The organism is Duganella sp. Dugasp56, assembly GCF_047304105.1.
Lineage (GTDB): Bacteria > Pseudomonadota > Gammaproteobacteria > Burkholderiales > Burkholderiaceae_D > Rugamonas > Rugamonas hordei.
Genome location: NZ_JBGLYQ010000016.1, coordinates 99,585 through 118,135 on the forward strand (window position 1 = coordinate 99,585; position 18,551 = coordinate 118,135).

Below are 18,551 nucleotides of genomic sequence, written 5' to 3' on the forward strand. Positions count from 1 at the left end.
CGTTTTACACTTTAACCAACATTGTGACAGCGTTGGACTGAGGTGTGCCATGAAAAATCAGAGCTCGGCGAGGGAAGGGTACGACACCTATTTGTGGTATCGCGAAGCCGCCGAGCGCGGCGATGCGTACGCCCAGTTCAATCTGGGGCTGCTCTACAAAAAAGGCGACGGCATCGCGCGCGACGAGGGCCGCGCTTTCTACTGGATGTTCAAGGCCGCGCACCGGGGCCTGGCGTTCGCCCAGAACCATCTGGGGGTGATGTACTACAACGGCCGCGGCGTCACCAGCGACGACCGCGAGGCGGTGCGCTGGTTTCGCGCCGCCGCCCAGCAGGGCGACGTTTCGGCCCAGCAAAACCTGGGGCAGATGTACAAGAAGGGACGCGGCGTGTCCCGCAACGATGAAACCGCCTTGTCGTGGTTTTACCGCGCGTCCGAGCAGGGGGCGGCCAGCGCCCAGACCTTGCTCGGCGAAGCCTACGTGCACGGCATGGGCGTGCGGCGCAACTTTCCGCTGGCGCTGGCCTGGTTCCGCAAGGCCGCGCTGCAAAACGATCCCAGCGCACAACTCAATCTCGGTTTGATGTACAAGCATGGCCACGGCGTGGCGCGCAACGATGCGCAGGCGCTGGCTTGGTTCCGCCAGGCCGCCGCGCAGGGCGACCCCGTCGCGCAGCGGCTGGTCGGCGTGGCTTACGCCGAGGGGCTGGGGGTGGCGGCCGACCAGCTGCGCGCCTATGCCTGGCTGCAGCGCGCGGCCGAGCAGGAAGACGCCGACGCGCAGTTCAACCTGGGCATCATGCTGGCCAACGGCAAGGGCGTGGACCGCGACGACGAGCTGGCGTTTTCGTGGTACCGCCGCGCGGCCGAGTCCGGCCATGTGCTGGCCCAGTACAACCTCGGCGGCATGTACGCGCGCGGACGCGGCGTGGCGCGCGACGAGCGGCGCGCGCTGGAGTGGTACCGCATGGCCGCCGAGCAGGGGGCGCCGAATGCGCAGTTCAATGTCGGCGTGATGTATGCGAACGGCCACGGCGTGGCCAAGGACGAGGCGCGCGCGGTGACGTGGTACCGCAGCGCGGCGGAGCAGGGCGACGCCAGCGCGCAAAACAACCTGGGCGTGATGTATGCCAACGGGCTGGGCGTGGCGCAGGACGACCGGCAGGCGGCGGAATGGTATGGCAAGGCCGCCGAGCAGGGCCACGCGATGGCGCAGTTCAACCTGGGCGGCATGTACGGCAGCGGCCGCGGCGTGCCGCGCGACGTGCAGCAGGCGTGCATGTGGCTGTTGCTGGCGGCCGACGCCAGCGAGCTGGCCGCCGCCAGCAATCGCAAGAAATCCGAACTGGGCATGACGCCGCAAGCGATGGCGGCGGCGCAGGAACAGGCGCGGGAATGGCGCGCCGCCCACTGCAAGCTGACGCGGCCGCTATAGCCTTTGCCTGTCAGGCGCCTTGCCGGCGGTCGATGAACAGGCTGTTGCCGTGTATCTTCTTGGCCTGCTTCTTGGATTCCGCCGCCGCAGTGGCGATCTGGTGGTGGGTGTAGTACTGGCGCGGCTCGACGCGGATCGCGCCGACGGACAAGCTCATCAGCGAATAAAACACTTTCTTGCCCTGGCGGTCTTCGCTGAGATAGCCGCCGCGTTCGCGGTCCTCGAGGCTGTAGAAGTCCAGCACGCTATGCCCGAACTGCTCCAGCACGGCCTGGCAGCGTTCCTCCCAATCCTCGCTCTGGAACAGCACCATGAAATCGTCGCCGCCGATATGGCCGACGAAGTCGCGGTTGGCGTCGCAGCGCTCGCTGAGCAACTGGCCGGTCAGCTGGATCACGTCGTCGCCGCGGCGGTAGCCGTAGACGTCGTTGAAAGGCTTGAAGTGGTCCAGGTCGAAATAGCAGACCCAGAACCGCGTGCCGCTTTCCAGCAGGCGGTCGATGTGCTCGTTGATCGGCACGTTGCCCGGCAGCTGGGTCAGCGGATTGGCGTAGCGCGCGGCGTTGATCTGCATCTGCGTGATCTCGCGCATCAGGTCGTGGCCGGTGCCCATGCCCAGGTAGCGGCCCTGGTCGGTGATGATGAAGCCGTTGAACAGGTGGTGGGCGTCGGCCTGCACCATGCGGAAGCTCAGGTCCTGCAGGCTGGTGTCCTTGTCGGCGATCAGCGGCTTGCGGTCCATGAACTGCTTGCACGATTTCTTGCCGTACAGCTCGCGCTGGTAGGGACGGGCGAAGTGGTCGATCATGTCGAAGCGGCTGATCAACCCCAGCGGCTCGCCGTCGTCGACCACCGGGATGATCAGCAGCTTGGGCTGCTTGACGAAGATTTCGTAGACGTCGTTGTTGTTCATGGAGGACGGTACGGCATCGACCTGGTTGAGCAGCTTGTAGATGCTGGCCGTGTTTTTTTCGGCGCCGCGCTGCGGATAGACCGCCACGCCGTTGCGCGCCAGCGCCTTGACCACCTCGGCCGGCGCGGTGCGGGCCGGTTGCGCGTTGGGCCGGCCCAGGTGGTAGCCCTGGCCGAAGGCGACGCCGACGTCGCGCAGCACCAGCAGCTCGGCCTGGGTCTCGATGCCCTCGGCGATGACCAGCGTGTCGGACTTGTCGGCAATTTCCTGGATCGAGCGCACGAACTGCAGCTTGACCGGGTCGTTGTTGATGCCTTGAATAAAATGCATGTCGATCTTGACATACTCGGGCCGCAGTTCCGACCACAGCCGCAGGCTGGAAAAGCCTTCGCCAAGGTCGTCGATGGCGATCTGGAAGCCCATGTTGCGGTAATGCAGCACCGCCTCGCGCATCAGGTCGTAGTCGTAGGTCGGCTGGTTTTCGGTCAGCTCGATGATCACTCGGTCCGGGTGGATGCCGATCTGGTGGATGTATTCCAGCGTCTCGCCATGCCGCGCGTCGCGCTGCAGCAGGCATTCCGGGCTGACGTTGAGGAACAGCTTGCCCGGCAGCTTGAGTTCGGCAAAGCGTTCCAGCACCACCTTGCGGCACAGGTGCTCGACCTGCACCGTCAGGCCGTTGACGCGCGCCACCTTGAACAAGTTCATCGGCGAGTGCAGCGGGCTGTCGGACGGCCCCCGTATCAAGCCCTCGTAGGCGATGATTTCGCCGCTCTGCATGTGTACAATGGGCTGGAACAGCGCGCTCAGCTGGCGCCGCGCGAGGATGTCGTGCAGATGCGCGCGCAGCACGGCGTCGTCATCCTCTGCCAGGGGCTTGAGATAACTGACGGTAGCGCCTTGCGCCGGTTTGCGGCCGAGAACGGAATTCACGATGGCGGTGCTCAATAGGCTTCAACCGGCAGATCGTAGCGCGCTTTTGTGACCGCATGATGACGTATAGAAACAAATCTATTGCTCCGACGCTACCCCCGGTCGCTACAATCGGTACAATATGTGCTTGTCATAAATAAAGTTCAGGCTCCCCATGCGTCGTTGTGTCCGTCGATCCCTGTTGTTCTGCCTGCTGGCCTGGAGCGCCGCCGGCGCCGGCGCCAGCGGTCTCACCGTGCAGGTGCAGGACGCGGCCGGCAAAGCCTTGCCCGACACCGTGATTTATGTCGAGCCCGAAGGTGGTCCGGCGGCCGGCAAGGCGCCCGCCACGGCGGAGATCGAGCAGAAGGGCCTGAAGTTCCTGCCCCTGGTCAGCGTGGTGCAGACCGGCAGCAAGGTATTCTTCCCGAACAACGACAAGGTGCGCCACCACATCTATTCCTTCTCGCCTGCCCATAAGTTCGACCAGAAGCTGTATTCCGGCCAGTCGGCCGCGCCCCAGGTGTTCGACAAGGCAGGCACGGTTGTGCTCGGTTGTAACATCCATGACAAGATGCTGGCTTACGTCAAGGTGGTCGACACGCCGTACTTCGCCAAGACCGACGGCGCCGGCGCGGTCCGCATCGAGCTGCCCGCCGGCAAATACGTGGTCAAGGCCTGGCACTACAACACGGTCGGCGGCGCCACCCCCGAACAGCCGCTGACGGTGAAGGCGGGCGACAGCCTGGCGACCGCGGTGTTCAAGCTGCCGATGAAGGCGGCGTCGGCCGAAGACGCATCCTCGTCCAATTACTGAGGGATGGCCTGAGCATGCGCATTCGTTTTCGCAGCCTGGAAAGCCGGATCGTCACGCTGTTCCTGGTGTTGATCATCGCCGTGCAGGTGGCCGGCCTGCTGGTGATCCAGCGCGGCATCGACAACAACGCCCGGCTCAGCATCGGTAGCGAACTCAGCAACGGCGCCAAGGTGTTCCGCCGGCTGCTGGACCAGAACGCGCAAAGCCTGCGCTTCGGCGCCCGCCTGCTGGCGCGCGACACCGCCTTCGTGGCCGCCATCGGCAACAACGACGAGAGCGACCGCGCCACCATCGAGTCGGCGCTGGCCAACAGCGGGCGCCGCATCAAGGCTTCGCTGACGATGCTGATCAGCGCCGAGCGCAAGATCAGCGTATCGACCAACAACAGCCAGTCGGCCGGGCTGGAAAAACTGGTCGACAGCATGCTCGACGCCGCCGAAGCCTCCGACGGCGCCAACGGCATCGCCATCGTCGACCGCCGGCCGTACCAGATCGTCGTCATGCCGGTCAAGGCGCCGATCACCATCGGCTGGATCGTGATGACCTTCCCGATCGACCGCCAGCTGGCCACCGACATGCGCGAAGTCAGCTCGCTGCACACCACCGTGCTGACGCGCGACCCGCAAGGGCGCTGGATGGCCGTGGGCTCGACCTTCCTCGGCGCGTCGGCGCAAACCGTGGTCGACCAGCTGCAAGCCTTGCCGTCCACGCCGGAAGGGCCATTCGACATGACGGTCGAGAGCAGCCAGTACAGCGCGCGCCTGCTGTCGATCGGCAGCGACAACGGCCAAGCCGCCAGCGTGCTGCTGGCGCGCTCCATCGACGAGGCGACCGCCGAATACACCCGCCTCGAACACTGGCTGATCGGCCTGACGCTGGCCGGCATCGCCGTCTCGGCGCTGGCCATCGTGTTCACCGCCAAGCGCATCGCCCAGCCGATCAGCTCACTGGCGGAAACCGCCAAGCGTCTGGAGCAGGGCGACTACAAGGGCCAGATCGACACCAGCCGCGAAGACGAAATCGGCGCGCTGGCGCATGCCTTCGACGCGATGCGCGAGGGGATCGCCAAGCGAGAACAGGAAATCCGCCGGCTGGCGTATTGGGACACGCTGACCGGGTTGCCGAACCGCGCCCAGTTCCTGCTGCTGTTGAACGACGCGCTGGCCGACGCGGGCAAGCGCGATGAAGCGGTGTTCGTGCTGATGATGGACCTGGACCGCTTCAAGCATGTCAACGACGTCATGGGCCACAACTTCGGCGATGCGCTGTTGCGCCAGGTGGCGGGCCGCCTGCAACTGCTGCTGGCGAACCGGCGCCAGTCGTCGGCGCAGGTGGCGCGGCTGGGCGGCGACGAATTCGCCGTGCTGCTGCCGGCCTCCGACCTCGATTCGGCCCAGCGCATGGCCGCCGAGATCCTGCAGACGCTGGAGACGCCGCTGTCGCTGGAAGACCAGACGGTCGACATCGGCGCGGGCCTGGGCATCGCCGGCTATCCGGCCCACGGCAGCGACGGCGTCGCCTTGCTGAGCATGGCCGAGGTGGCGATGTACGCGGCCAAGCAGCGCAACGACGGCGCCGTGGTCTACGACGTGGCGATGGACAAGTCCAGCGAGAAGAGCCTGTCGCTGCTGACGGAACTGCGCAACGCCATCGAGCGCAACGAGTTCCGCCTGCACGTGCAGCCGAAGATCATGCTCGATACCGGCAAAGTGGTGGGCATGGAGTCGCTGGTGCGCTGGGTGCATCCCGAGCGCGGCAACGTGTTCCCCGACGAGTTCATTCCGTTCGCCGAGCAGACCGGCTTTATCCGCGTGCTGACGCGCTGGGTGATGGAGAAGTCGGCGGAGCTGTGCCAGGAGCTGGCGGCCAAGGGCTATCCGCTGAAGGTGTCGGTCAACCTGTCGACGCGCGACTTGCTGGACCAGGACCTGCCGGCCAAGTTTGCCGACCTGCTGGAGCGCCACAAGCTCGCTCCCGGCTCGTTCTGCCTGGAGATCACCGAGAGCGCGATCATGGACGATCCGGTGCGCGCCCAGAACACGCTGGAGCGCCTGAGCGCGATGGGCGTGGACCTGTCGATCGACGATTTCGGCACCGGCTATTCGTCGCTGGCGTATCTGAAGCGGCTGCCGGTCAATGAACTGAAGATCGACAAGTCCTTCGTGCTGAACATGGAGAACGACATCGGCGACACCAAGATCGTGCGCTCGACCATCGACCTCGGTCACAACATGGGCCTGCGCGTGGTGGCCGAGGGCATCGAGAGCGAAGCCGTATGGCGCCTGCTGGCCGAACTGGGGTGCGACCAGGGGCAGGGCTACTTCATGAGCCGTCCGATCCCCGGCGACCAGCTCATTTCCTGGCTGGAGACGTGGCAGGCGCCGGCCGCCATCGCCACCGACGACGTCAGCTACGCCAAATAAAAAATGTCCTGGCTTCCGGCCTAACGTTTCAAATTTGCTAAACTTCACGTTATGATCTGTGTTCCTGAACCTTACTTTGATACGGATCACACATGCAACGACGTTTATCGCTATTGGCCTCCCTGATATTGTCGCAAGCCTCCGCCCTGGCGCAAACCTGCCCGGCCCCCGGCGCAACGCTGAACTACCCGATCACCCGCACCGTGGACCAGCAGGACAACTACCACGGCACCACCATCGCCGATCCCTACCGCTGGCTGGAAGACGCCAACAGCGACGAGACCCACGCCTGGGTCGAGGCGCAGAACAAGCTGACGCAGGGCTACCTGTCGCAGATCCCGGGCCGCGACGCGATCAAGTCGCGCCTGACCAAGCTGTGGAACTTCGAGCGCTTCAGCGTGCCGTTCAAGGAAGGCGGCCGCTATTTCTACAGCCGTAACGACGGGCTGCAGAATCAGTCGGTGCTGTACACGATGAAGACGCTGGCCGACGTGCCGCGCATGCTGCTCGATCCGAACACGCTGGCCGCCGACGGCACCGTGGCGCTGGCCGGCCTGGCCGTCAGCCCGAACGGGCGTTACCTGGCCTACAGCACCGCGGCATCCGGCTCCGACTGGAACGAGATCAGGGTGCGCGACATCGACAGCGGCAAGGACACCGACGACATCATCAAGTGGGTCAAGTTCTCCAGCACCGCATGGCTACACGACGGTTCCGGCTTCTTCTACAGCCGCTACGACGAGCCGAAGGAAGCGACCAAGCTGGCCGACGTCAACTACTTCCAGAAGCTGTACTTCCACAAGGTCGGCACGCCGCAAAGCGCGGATACGCTGGTCTACGACCGGCCGGACCACAAGGACTGGGGCTTCGGCGCCGAAGTGAGCGAGGATGGCAAATACCTGGTGATCACCGCGTCGCAGGGCACGGAGAACAAGAACCGCGTCTACTACAAGGAGCTGTCGCGCAAGGACGCCAAGGTGGTGCCGCTGCTGGAGGACTTCGACGCGGCCTATAACTTCATCGGCAACGACGGTTCCGTGTTCTGGTTCCGCACCGAGCGCAACGCGCCGCGCGGCCGCATCGTCAGCATCGACACCCGCAAGCCGGGCGTGTTGAACTGGAAGCAGATCGTGCCCGAGAGCGGTAACACGATGGTGTCCGCATCCATCGTCAACAACCAGCTGCTGGTTGATTACCTGAGCGATGCGCACAGCCTGGTCAAGGTGTTCGACCTCAAAGGCAAGCCGCTGCACGATATCGAACTGCCGGGCCTCGGCTCGGCCGGAGGCTTCAACGGCAAGCGCGCCGATACCGAAACCTTCTACTCGTACACCAGCTTCACCACGCCGTCGACCATCTACCGCTACGACCTCAAGGCCAATAAGAGCAGCGTGTACCGCCAGCCGAAGGTGGACTTCGACCCGGCTTTGTTTGAGACACGCCAGGAATTCTTCACCAGCCGCGATGGCACCAAGGTGCCGATGTTCATCGTGTCGAAGAAGGGTCTGAAGCTGGACGGCAGCAATCCTACTTACTTGTACGGCTACGGCGGTTTCAATATCTCGCTGACGCCGTCGTTCTCGGTCGCCAACCTGGCGTGGCTGGAAATGGGCGGCGTCTACGTGATGGCCAACCTGCGCGGCGGCGGCGAGTACGGCGAATCGTGGCATGCGGCCGGCACCAAGCTGCAGAAGCAGAATGTGTTCGACGATTTCATCGGCGCGGCCGAATGGCTGATCGAGCACAAGGTCACGTCGCCGGCCAAGCTGTCCATCGGCGGCGGCAGCAACGGCGGCCTGCTGGTCGGTGCGGCGATGACGCAGCGGCCCGAATTGTTCGCGGCGGCGATCCCGCAGGTCGGCGTGATGGACATGCTGCGCTTCCACAAGTTCACCATCGGCTGGGCCTGGACTTCGGACTACGGCTCGTCCGACAACGCCGACGAATTCAAGGCGCTGGTCAAGTACTCGCCGCTGCACAACCTGAAGAAGGGCACCTGCTATCCGGCGACCATGATCACCACCGCCGATCATGACGACCGCGTGGTACCGGCCCACAGCTTCAAGTTCGCCGCGACCGCGCAGGCCGATCAGGCGCCGGGCGGCGCGCCCATCCTGATCCGTATCGACAGCAAGGCCGGCCACGGCGCCGGCAAGCCGACCACCAAGCAGATCGAGGAAGTGGCGGACCGCTGGGGCTTCCTGAGCCGCGCGCTGAAGATGGACGGCGCCGCGGAAGGCTCCAAAGCGGCGGGCCAGCAGTGAGGGCCGCGCCAGCCGCCGGGCCGCTGCTGCTCGCCATTCTGATGTCGGGCGCGGCGCCGGTGGTTGGCGCCGCCGCTTCGCCTTCGGCCGTTTCGTCCACGGCGCCGGCGTCGGCTGCCAGGCAGATCGCCGATGTCACGCGCGGCATGCAATCGCAGCCGGGCTTCATCGACGTCTGGCGCGATACCGACAAGGGCAGGGTGCTGCTGTCGGTGGCCGCGTTGAACCAGCCCTTCCTGCTACTGAGTTCCTTGCCTTACGCACTGGGCTCGAACGACGTCGGCCTCGATCGCGGCCAGCCGGGCGAGATGCGCATGGCGCACTTTGAAAAACGTGGCGCCAGGCTGTTCCTGGTCCAGGAAAACACCAACTTCATCGCCGCTTCGCCGGATAAGGACGAACGCGCCGCTGTGCAGGAATCCTTTGCCAGCGCTGTTCTGTGGTCCGGCGACATACTCGCCGCCGACAGTGAACATCATCTGGTCGACTTCTCCAGCTTCCTGCTGGCCGACCGCCACGGCGTCGCCGCGCGCCTGACGGCCGCCAAGCAGGGCGCCTACCAGGTAGATGCCACGCGTAGCGCTGTGCTGGCGGAAGAGGCCAAGGCCTTCCCGGACAACGTCGAACTGGAGTCGCTGCTGACCTTTGCCGGTCCCGGACAGGCCGAGTATGTGCGCCAGGTTGGCGCCGATCCCGCCAGCCTGTCGCTGCGCCAGCGCATCAGCATGGTGCGCCTGCCCGAGGTGGGTGAAAAAGCCGGCGGCTGGCAGCCACGCGCCTACCATCCATATTCCGGTGGCTTCGACACCAGCTACTACGACTTCGCCACGCCGCTCGCCAGCAGCATCGACGTTCACTGGCAAGTACGGCACCGCCTTGAAAAGACCGATCCGTCGTCGGCGGTGAGCACCGTCAAGAAGCCCATCGTCTACTACGTCGACCGCGGCGCGCCGGAGCCCGTGCGCTCGGCATTGATCGCCGGCGCCTCGTGGTGGGCCAGCGCCTTCGAGAAGGCCGGCTTCAAGGACGCCTACCGCGTCGAGCTGTTGCCCGAGGGCGTCGACGCTATGGACATCCGCTACAACGTCATCCACTGGGTGCACCGCGCCACGCGCGGCTGGTCCTACGGGAACGCGCTGGCCGATCCGCGTACCGGACAGATTATCCGCGGCGCCGTCACGCTGGGTTCGCAGCGCGTGCGCCAGGACATCCTGATCGCCGAAAGCCTGCTTGCCCCGTACGGCAAGAACGCTCCGGCCGACAAGCAGAAGCTGGCCGAGGAAATGGCGCTGGCCCGCCTGCGCCAGCTGGCCGCGCATGAAGTGGGACACACGCTGGGCTTCGCCCATAATTTCGCGGCCAGCCGCATGGGCAACGGCAACGGCTCGGTGATGGATTACCCCCATCCGATACTGAAGCTTGACGCCAGGGGCAATGTCGATCTGGCCGATGCCTATGGCGTCGGCGTCGGACCGTGGGACGACTACATCGTCAAATACATCTACGGCGACTTTGGTGGAGGCACTCAGGAGCAGTCGGCGCTGGCCAAGTTGCGCGCCGATGCGCGCGGCGCCGGCATGTTGTATTCCAGCGACCAGGACGACCGCTCGCCTGGCTCCAGCCATCCCGACGGCCTGTTGTGGGACTTCGGCCCGGACTCGATCAAGACCTGGGACCAGCTGGGCGCCGTACGCCAGCGCGCGCTGCAAACCTTCTCGGTGGATGTGCTGCCGGACGCCCGCCAGATCGGCGAGCTGGAAGCGCGGCTGGTCCCGGTCTACCTGCTGCAGCGCTACCAGGGCGAAGCGGTGGCGCGCCTGATCGGCGGCGGAGATTTCGATTACACCAGCGCGGGCGACGTCAAGGCCGGCCTGGCCAAGGCCGGCATCAAGGCCACGCCCGCGGCGATTCAGCGCCAGGCTTTGAACCGCCTGGCCGACAGCCTGCGCGCCGAATACCTGGCGCTGCCGGCCGGCGTGCTGGATGTCCTGACGCCGCCGGCGATGGGCCATGAACGCAGCCGCGAATACTTCGCCACCAATATGGGTTCGGTGTTCGACGCCTTCTCGATCGCCGAGGCGGGCGCCGCGCAAACGGCCGGCTTCCTGCTGGACGCCAGCCGCATCAACCGCGTCGCCTGGCAGCATGCGCGCGACGCCCAGCAACCCGGCGTGCAGGAAGTGCTGTCGCTGTTGCTGCAAAAAACCTGGAAGCGCGAGCCGGTTCCCGCCTCGGTCGTCGGCGGCGAAGCGGTGCAGTTGGCGGCCGACTGGGTGCTGGCCGACGCCATGCTGAACCTGCTGGACGGCGGCAAACTGCATCCGCAGGTGGCGGCGGAGGTGCGGCAATCGGTGCGCGAGCTGGCGCAGTGGCTGCAAAAGAATCCCGGCAAAGGTGTCACGGCCGACAGCCGCAAGCAGGCGGCCGAGCTGATCGCCGGCTATCTGGCCGATCCGCGCAGCGTCAAACTGCGGGCCTTGCCTGCTGTGCCTCCGGGAGCTCCGATCTGATCTGCACCAAAATGATGCCATCTTTCGGTGCGCACGACGATGGTGCGAAGTATTCACCAAAATAAAACCCAGCGAAATCAGTCACTTAAAATGTGCACCAAAGTGGAACGAATATTGCTTTTACTCATATTCGTTTTTAACTTTTGCATTATTTTGGGGAGTAATCTTGATGGGTGGATACAAAGACGGCGCCGACGCATTGTTCATTTTGCTCGGCGCCATCATGATTTTGGCCATGCACGCCGGCTTCGCGTTTCTGGAGCTGGGCACGGTGCGCAAGAAAAACCAGGTCAACGCGCTGGTCAAGATCCTGGTGGATTTTGCGGTGTCGACGATTGCGTACTTTTTTGTCGGCTACAGCATCGCCTATGGCGTCAATTTCTTCTCCTCGGCCGACGTGCTGGCTGCCAAAAACGGCTATGAGCTGGTCAAGTTCTTCTTCCTGCTGACCTTTGCGGCGGCGATTCCTGCGATTATCTCGGGCGGCATCGCCGAGCGGGCGCGCTTCCATCCGCAGCTGATCGCCACCGCGCTGCTGGTCGGCTTTGTCTACCCATTCTTTGAAGGCGTCGTCTGGAACCACCGCTTCGGCGTGCAGCAATGGCTGGCCTCGGCCTTCGGCGCCGAGTTCCATGATTTCGCCGGTTCGGTGGTGGTGCACGCCGTCGGCGGCTGGGTCGCGCTGCCGGCCGTGCTGCTGCTGGGCGCCCGCCGTGGACGCTATATGAAAAACGGCGCCATCGCCGCCCATCCGCCGTCGTCGATTCCGTTCCTGGCGCTGGGCGCGTGGATTCTGACGGTGGGCTGGTTCGGCTTCAACGTCATGAGCGCGCAGGCGCTGGACAAGATGAACGGCCTGGTGGCCGTCAATTCGCTGATGGCGATGGTCGGCGGCACGCTGGTCGCGCTGTTGATGGGCAAGAACGATCCCGGCTTCGCCTACAACGGGCCGCTGGCCGGCCTGGTGGCGGTGTGCGCCGGCTCGGACCTGATGCACCCGCTGGGCGCGCTGGCCACCGGCGCCATCGCCGGCGGCGTGTTCGTCTGGATGTTCACGCTGGCGCAGAACAAATGGAAGATTGACGACGTGCTGGGCGTGTGGCCGCTGCACGGCCTGTGCGGCGCCTGGGGCGGTATCGCGGCGGGCATCTTCGGCCAGAAAGCCCTGGGCGGCATCGGCGGCGTGTCGCTGGCGGCGCAGCTGGGCGGCACCTTGCTCGGCGTGGCGATCGCCCTGATCGGCGGCTTCGCCATCTACGGCCTGCTGAAAGCCACGCTCGGCCTGCGTCTCGATCCGGAGGAGGAGTTCCAGGGCGCCGACCTGTCGATCCACCGCATCACATCGACTCCGGAGCGGGAGTCGAATTGGTAACCAATTAACGGTGTATCACCACCAGCAGCGCCTTCGCCTCGGTCTTGCCGACGTTGCGGATGATGTGCTGCTGGTCACCCGGGTAGCGCGCCGTGCTGCCCAGCTTGACCTTCTTCTTGTCGGGCCCCACTTCCACTTCCACCGAACCGTGCAGCAGCGTCAGGTGTTCCTGCGCGCCAGGATCATGTCCCTGCGAGGCCAGTTCGCCGCCCGGCACCAGCGTCAGTTCATACCACTCATATTTGCTCGCCAGTTCCAGCGGGCCCAGGATGCGCAGCACGTAGCCGGCGTGATGGCCGGGCAGGGTAGGAATTTCGTGCGCCTCGATCACGCGGACGGTCTCCGTCTCCCGCTCGGCCGTTGCCAGCAGTTCCCCGATCTGCACCCCTAGCGCATTGGCCAGCCGCCAGGTGATGGCGATGGTCGGGTTGGCCTTCTCGCGCTCGATCTGCGACAGCATCGACTTGGAGACCCCCGCGATCCGGGACAGGTCTTCCAGGGTCAGGCCGCGCGCCAGGCGCAGCCGCTGCAGGGCGGCGCCGACTTCCGGTGGGGCGTTTGTCGAAACAGGTGTTTTCATTGTTTTATTCGGCAGATGGACTAAATTTCAATTGAATCGCCGCTGGTGCGCGGCTTGCAGAGTTCACTGGTTCTCTGTAATATTCGATATATTGAATTTGAGTTCGAAATAACGGATTTCGCATAAGGCAGTGTAAACGCGGTGAAATCGTACCACACACAAGGACTATCATGACCATCCAAGCCAAAACCTCCTTCTTCAGCGGCCTGCAGCAAAACCTCGACCAGCTGCGCGAGCAGGGCCTGTACAAGCCCGAGCGTGTGCTGGCGTCGCGCCAGGGCTCGGAAGTGGTGGGCGAGGATGGCCGCACCTTGATTAATATGTGCGCCAACAACTACCTCGGACTGTCCGGCCAGGAGTGGGTGGCCCAGGCCGCGATCGACGCGACCGAGAAATACGGCTACGGCCTGTCGTCGGTACGTTTCATCTGCGGCACGCAGACCGTGCACAAGCAGCTGGAGCAGGCGATCTCGAAGTTCCTCGGCACCGAGGACACCATCCTGTACGCGGCGGCCTTCGACGCCAACGGCGGCGTGTTCGAACCGCTGTTCGATGAAAACGACGCCATCATCTCCGACGCGCTGAACCACGCCTCGATCATCGACGGCATCCGCCTGTGCAAGGCCGCGCGCTTCCGCTACGCCCACAACGACATGGCCGACCTGGAAGTGCAGCTGCAGGCGGCGTCCGACAAGCGCCACAAGGTCATCGTCACCGACGGCGTGTTCTCGATGGACGGCACCATCGCCCAGCTGGACAAGATCTGTGACCTGGCCGACAAGTACGGCGCGCTGGTGATGATCGACGAATGCCACGCCTCCGGCTTCATGGGCGCGACCGGCCGCGGCACGCACGAGCACCACAACGTCATGGGCCGCATCGACATCATCACCGGCACGCTGGGCAAGGCGCTGGGCGGCGCGATGGGCGGCTTCACCTCGGCGCGCAAGGAAGTGATCGACATGCTGCGCCAGAAATCGCGTCCCTACCTGTTCTCCAACACGCTGGCGCCGTCGATCGCCGGCGCTTCGCTGGCGGTGCTGCAGCAGCTGTCGCAATCGACCGAGCTGCGCGACCGCCTGCATGAAAACACCGCTTACTTCCGCAAGGAGATCGAGCGTATCGGCTTCACCATCAAGCCCGGTACGCACCCTGTAGTTCCTGTCATGTTGTTCGATGCGCCCGTCGCGCAGAAATTCGCGGCACGAATGTATGAGCTGGGCGTTCTGCTCAGCGGCTTCTTCTACCCGGTGGTCCCGATGGGCCAGGCGCGCGTCCGTGTCCAACTGTCGGCGGCTCACACCCGCGAACAGCTGGATACCGTGCTCAAAGCATTCGAACAGGCGGGCCAAGAACTGGGCCTGCTGAAAAACTAAACATGAAAATCGTCAGGAACATAAAAATGGAACAACAACGCATCCTCGTTATCGGCGCCAACGGCCAGATCGGCAGTGAACTGGTGGAGGCCCTGGCCGCCCAGCACGGCGCGCAAAACGTCATCGCCAGCGACATCAGCCCGACCAACCTGTACAACGCGGCGCGCTACACGCCGCTGAACGTGCTGGACAAGGAAGCGCTGTCGGCGCTGGTCACGCAAGAGGGCATCACCCAGGTCTACCAATTGGCTGCCATGCTGTCGGCCACCGGCGAAGCGGCGCCGCTGAAAGCCTGGACGCTGAACATGGACGGCCTGCTCAACATCCTGGAAGTGGCGCGCGAGCGCGGCGCCATCGGCAAGCCGCTGCGCATCTTCTGGCCTTCGTCGATCGCCGCCTTCGGCCCGAACACGCCGGCCGTCAATACGCCGCAAACCACGGTGATGGATCCGACCACCATCTACGGCATCAGCAAGCTGGCCGGCGAGCGCCTGTGCGAGTACTACTTCATCAAGTATGGCGTCGACGTGCGCTCGATCCGCTACCCGGGCATCATCAGCTTCAAGTCGCCGCCGGGCGGCGGCACCACCGACTACGCCATCGCCATCTTCCACTCGGCGCTGCGCGGCGAGCGCTATGAATGCTTCCTCGGCCCGCAGACCACGCTGCCAATGATCTACATGCCCGATGCCATCCGCGCCACCATCGAACTGATGGACGCGCCGGCCGAACAGGTCAAGGTGCGCTCGGCCTACAATGTGGCCGGCGTCTCGTTCAATCCGGAGCAGCTGGCCGCCGCGATCACCCGCGCGCTGCCGGACTTCAAGATCGGTTACAAGCCAGACAGCCGCCAGGCCATCGCCGACACCTGGCCGCAAAGCCTGGACGACGCCACCGCGACCGCCGACTGGGGCTGGAAAGCCCGCATCGGCGTCGAGGAGATGGTGGCCGACATGCTGGCCAACGTCGATGTCCATCTGGGCAAAGCGGCGTAATTCAACACACTATAAAAAAGCGAGACAACTGATGGACATGAGCGTATTCGACCTGTTTAAAATCGGCATCGGGCCGTCGAGTTCCCACACGGTGGGACCGATGGTGGCGGCCCGCCGGTTTCTGCTCGATAGCGCTCCGCTGGACGACGTCACCGGCGTGACCGCCGAGCTGTATGGCTCGCTGGCGCTGACCGGCATCGGCCACGCGACCGACAAGGCCGTCATTCTCGGCCTGATGGGCGAAACTCCGCAGGACGTGGTGCCGACCAGCGTCGATGCGCAACTGGCGGCAGCCGAAGCCGCCGGCGAGCTGAAGCTGCTGGGCAAGCACGCGGTGCCGTTCAAGCGCGGCGTCAACCTGGTGTTCCATATGGCCGAATCGCTGGCCGAGCATCCGAACGGCATGCGTTTCACCGTTACGCGCGCCGACGGCAGCACCTTCCGCAAGGTGTATTACTCGGTTGGCGGCGGTTTCATCAAGGAGGAGGGCGAGGCACACGAGGCCGCCCCGGTGTCCGGCAGTGCGCCCGCGTCCGCCATTCCCTATCCGTTCGACACCATGGACCAGCTGCTGGCCCACGGCGAGCGCAGCGGCTTGACCATCCCGCAAATGCTGCGCACGAACGAGAACGTCAAGCGCATTGACGCGGAACTGAACGCCGGTATCGACAAGATCTGGCAGGTCATGCGCGACTGCATCGCCCACGGCCTGGAAACGCCGGGCCAGCTGCCGGGCGGCCTGAACGTCAAGCGCCGCGCCGCCAACTTGTGGAAGCAGGCCAGCGAAGCCAAGGCGTCCGACAACCGCGCCAACGACTTGCCGCACGACGCGCTGCACCAGGTCAGCCTGTACGCGATGGCCGTCAACGAGGAAAACGCCGCCGGTGGCCGCGTCGTCACGGCGCCGACCAACGGTGCGGCGGGCATCATACCGGCCGTGCTGCGCTACTACGCGGAAGACTGCAAGCCCAGCGACCCGGTCACCGGCGTGCGCAATTTCATGCTGACGGCGGCCGCCATCGGCATGCTGTGTAAGCGTAACGCGTCGATCTCCGGCGCCGAAATCGGCTGCCAGGGCGAAGTCGGCGTGGCCTGCGCGATGGCGGCGGCCGGCCTGGTGGCGGCGCTGGGCGGCAGCAACAACCAGATCGAAAACGCGGCCGAAATCGGCATCGAGCACCACCTGGGCATGACTTGCGACCCGATCGGCGGCCTGGTGCAGATTCCCTGCATCGAGCGCAACGGCATGGGCGCGGTCAAGGCCATCACGGCCGCCTCGCTTGCCTTGAAGGGCGATGGCACCCACTTCGTCAGCCTCGACGAAGTGATCGAAACCATGCGCCAGACCGGCGCCGACATGCAGGCCAAATACAAGGAGACCTCGCTGGGCGGCCTCGCCATCCACGTCATCACTGTCAATCACGCGGCTTGCTAATTCGGGCGTGCTGCGCCGCTACCAAAATACAACAGGCCTTTTTTTCATAGTTGTTTTATGGAAAAGGTTTGTTGTACATATGCATCGTAAACTTTCCCCAAAAAAATTTTCAGGCCGAATTTTTGGCAAAAATTTCTGAGCAGAATCAGAAACTCATGCATTTGAGAAAAGTTATCCCTGGGGAAATTTAAAATTTAAAATTGATAACAAAAAATCTGTCCGCAGTGATACATTAATCCTAATCCAGAAATTTTCAGGCTTTAATATTGGCTGCGGTACCGGCCCCACTACTACTTAAAAGGTGTCTTTATGAAGATGTCGCTGAAAAAAGTCAGTGTTGCAGGCGTATTGCTTGCGGGTGTGGTGGGATGGTCGGGCGCGCAAGCTACCGCCTTGGATGTGAGTGCGCCGCTGGTCCTGACCGGCACCGTAGCGCACAACAGCGTCACTTATGGTCGCACCAGTCCTGCGGAAACCCTGTTCACCGATACCTTTACCTTTACGCTGGCCAGCCCGACCACTTGGTCTACCTTCAGCGATTTCAAGGTGTCGTCGACCAGCGCCACCGGCGGCCTCGACCTGTACTCCTTTACGTTGAGTGGTCCGACTGGCAGTTCCGGCAACCAGGTGCAGACCGGCGTCACCGAGCTCTGGACGCTGCCAACTTTGAACTTGGGCAATGGTAACTACACGATTACCGTGACCGGCAAATTCCACAGCCGCAGTTCGCTGACGCTGGATGGCAAGATCGTCACTGCGGTCCCTGAACCGGAAACCTACGGTATGTTGCTGGGCGGTTTGGGCGTACTGGGCCTGGTGGCCCGCCGCAAGCGCAATGCCGGCAAAAAAACCTGACGCGAGAATTTTCAGCCTCCTCCCATCCAACCTAAAGGCACAAACATGAATATGACCACGAAAGCGGCACTGGCTGCCGTAGCGCTCGCAGCGGGTATGTTTACCTCGTCGGCCCAGGCGACTGACTACGACCTGAATTCACTGGTTGTGGACTGGACCGCCGGTGTCGACAAGGCATTTACCGGTGCGGCAGGTACGTTCGTCGACCACTACACCTTCACCACGGATGGTTCCGGCTACCTGACCGACTCGCTGCTGCAGCAGCTGGGCATCTCCATCACGTCGTTCTCGATCCATGACGCCGCCAGCAATGCGCTGATCGGCCCGGCCGGTTACGAGGTGTCTGCCAGCGACTCCTCCGTGGCGCAGGCTGGCTCCGGCTACTGGTATTTCTCCAATGTCGCGGTGACGGCCAATACCGCATACTACCTGGAAGTGGCGGGCGCCAAAGCCGCCGGCGATACCACCTATGGCTTTACGGTCAATCTGACGCCGGTGCCGGAACCTGAAACTTATGCCTTGCTGCTGGCCGGCCTGGGGGTGATGGGCTGGATACGCCGCCGCAAGAGCGCATAAAAGTGTCTAGGCCGCCAAGGCCGCGCAACGCCCCGGACCGGTTCCGGGGCTTTTTTTTGTGCCATCGGCTTGCTCGCACTATAATAAC

At 64.0% G+C, this 18,551-nt stretch carries 13 protein-coding genes; 11 read left to right on the plus strand and 2 right to left on the minus strand.

Annotated elements, in window-relative coordinates; translation table 11 throughout:
• The first annotated feature begins 49 nt into the window (after positions 1–49).
• On the plus strand, positions 50–1,435 hold the full coding sequence (locus ACCD07_RS13400; RefSeq protein ID WP_413447602.1) for a tetratricopeptide repeat protein: 1,386 nt from the start codon (positions 50–52) through the stop codon (positions 1,433–1,435).
• 10 nt (positions 1,436–1,445) lie between these two features.
• Here the strand turns inward: ACCD07_RS13400 and ACCD07_RS13405 are convergent, their stop codons facing one another.
• A complete protein-coding gene (locus ACCD07_RS13405; RefSeq protein WP_413447622.1) occupies positions 1,446–3,197 on the minus strand; it encodes a GGDEF domain-containing protein in 1,752 nt (583 codons plus the stop codon).
• A gap of 238 nt (positions 3,198–3,435) precedes the next feature.
• On the opposite strand from ACCD07_RS13405, the gene ACCD07_RS13410 reads away from it, so the two are divergent.
• The 5 genes from ACCD07_RS13410 to ACCD07_RS13430 all read left to right on the plus strand — a co-directional run bounded on the left by ACCD07_RS13410 (position 3,436) and on the right by ACCD07_RS13430 (position 12,646).
• A complete protein-coding gene (locus ACCD07_RS13410; protein ID WP_413447603.1) occupies positions 3,436–4,077 on the plus strand; it encodes a methylamine utilization protein in 642 nt (213 codons plus the stop codon).
• Between the two features lie 14 nt (positions 4,078–4,091).
• The gene (locus ACCD07_RS13415) at positions 4,092–6,500 is read left to right on the plus strand and encodes a putative bifunctional diguanylate cyclase/phosphodiesterase (protein WP_413447604.1); all 2,409 of its coding nucleotides are present in this window, start codon (positions 4,092–4,094) and stop codon (positions 6,498–6,500) included.
• Between the two features lie 92 nt (positions 6,501–6,592).
• Entirely contained in the window at positions 6,593–8,764 is a 2,172-nt protein-coding gene (locus ACCD07_RS13420; protein WP_413447605.1) for a prolyl oligopeptidase family serine peptidase, read from the plus strand.
• Entirely contained in the window at positions 8,761–11,274 is a 2,514-nt protein-coding gene (locus ACCD07_RS13425; protein ID WP_413447606.1) for a zinc-dependent metalloprotease, read from the plus strand. Before ACCD07_RS13420 ends, ACCD07_RS13425 begins: the two co-directional genes overlap by 4 nt.
• Before the next feature lie 169 nt (positions 11,275–11,443).
• A complete protein-coding gene (locus ACCD07_RS13430) occupies positions 11,444–12,646 on the plus strand; it encodes an ammonium transporter (RefSeq protein WP_353398390.1) in 1,203 nt (400 codons plus the stop codon).
• Positions 12,647–12,650: 4 nt separating this feature from the next.
• Here the strand turns inward: ACCD07_RS13430 and ACCD07_RS13435 are convergent, their stop codons facing one another.
• Positions 12,651–13,226 (minus strand): helix-turn-helix domain-containing protein, encoded by a 576-nt coding sequence (locus ACCD07_RS13435; protein WP_176650590.1) that lies wholly within the window; start codon positions 13,224–13,226, stop codon positions 12,651–12,653.
• Positions 13,227–13,396: 170 nt separating this feature from the next.
• On the opposite strand from ACCD07_RS13435, the gene kbl reads away from it, so the two are divergent.
• From kbl to ACCD07_RS13460, 5 genes are all read left to right on the plus strand, one after another.
• The gene (gene kbl / locus ACCD07_RS13440; protein ID WP_353398393.1) at positions 13,397–14,602 is read left to right on the plus strand and encodes a glycine C-acetyltransferase; all 1,206 of its coding nucleotides are present in this window, start codon (positions 13,397–13,399) and stop codon (positions 14,600–14,602) included.
• 26 nt (positions 14,603–14,628) lie between these two features.
• Positions 14,629–15,597 (plus strand): NAD-dependent epimerase/dehydratase family protein, encoded by a 969-nt coding sequence (locus ACCD07_RS13445; RefSeq protein WP_176650592.1) that lies wholly within the window; start codon positions 14,629–14,631, stop codon positions 15,595–15,597.
• Positions 15,598–15,628: 31 nt separating this feature from the next.
• On the plus strand, positions 15,629–17,032 hold the full coding sequence (locus ACCD07_RS13450) for an L-serine ammonia-lyase (RefSeq protein WP_413447607.1): 1,404 nt from the start codon (positions 15,629–15,631) through the stop codon (positions 17,030–17,032).
• 309 nt (positions 17,033–17,341) lie between these two features.
• The gene (locus ACCD07_RS13455) at positions 17,342–17,887 is read left to right on the plus strand and encodes an FxDxF family PEP-CTERM protein (RefSeq protein WP_413447608.1); all 546 of its coding nucleotides are present in this window, start codon (positions 17,342–17,344) and stop codon (positions 17,885–17,887) included.
• A gap of 51 nt (positions 17,888–17,938) precedes the next feature.
• Entirely contained in the window at positions 17,939–18,463 is a 525-nt protein-coding gene (locus ACCD07_RS13460) for an FxDxF family PEP-CTERM protein (RefSeq protein ID WP_413447623.1), read from the plus strand.
• Positions 18,464–18,551: the final 88 nt, after the last annotated feature.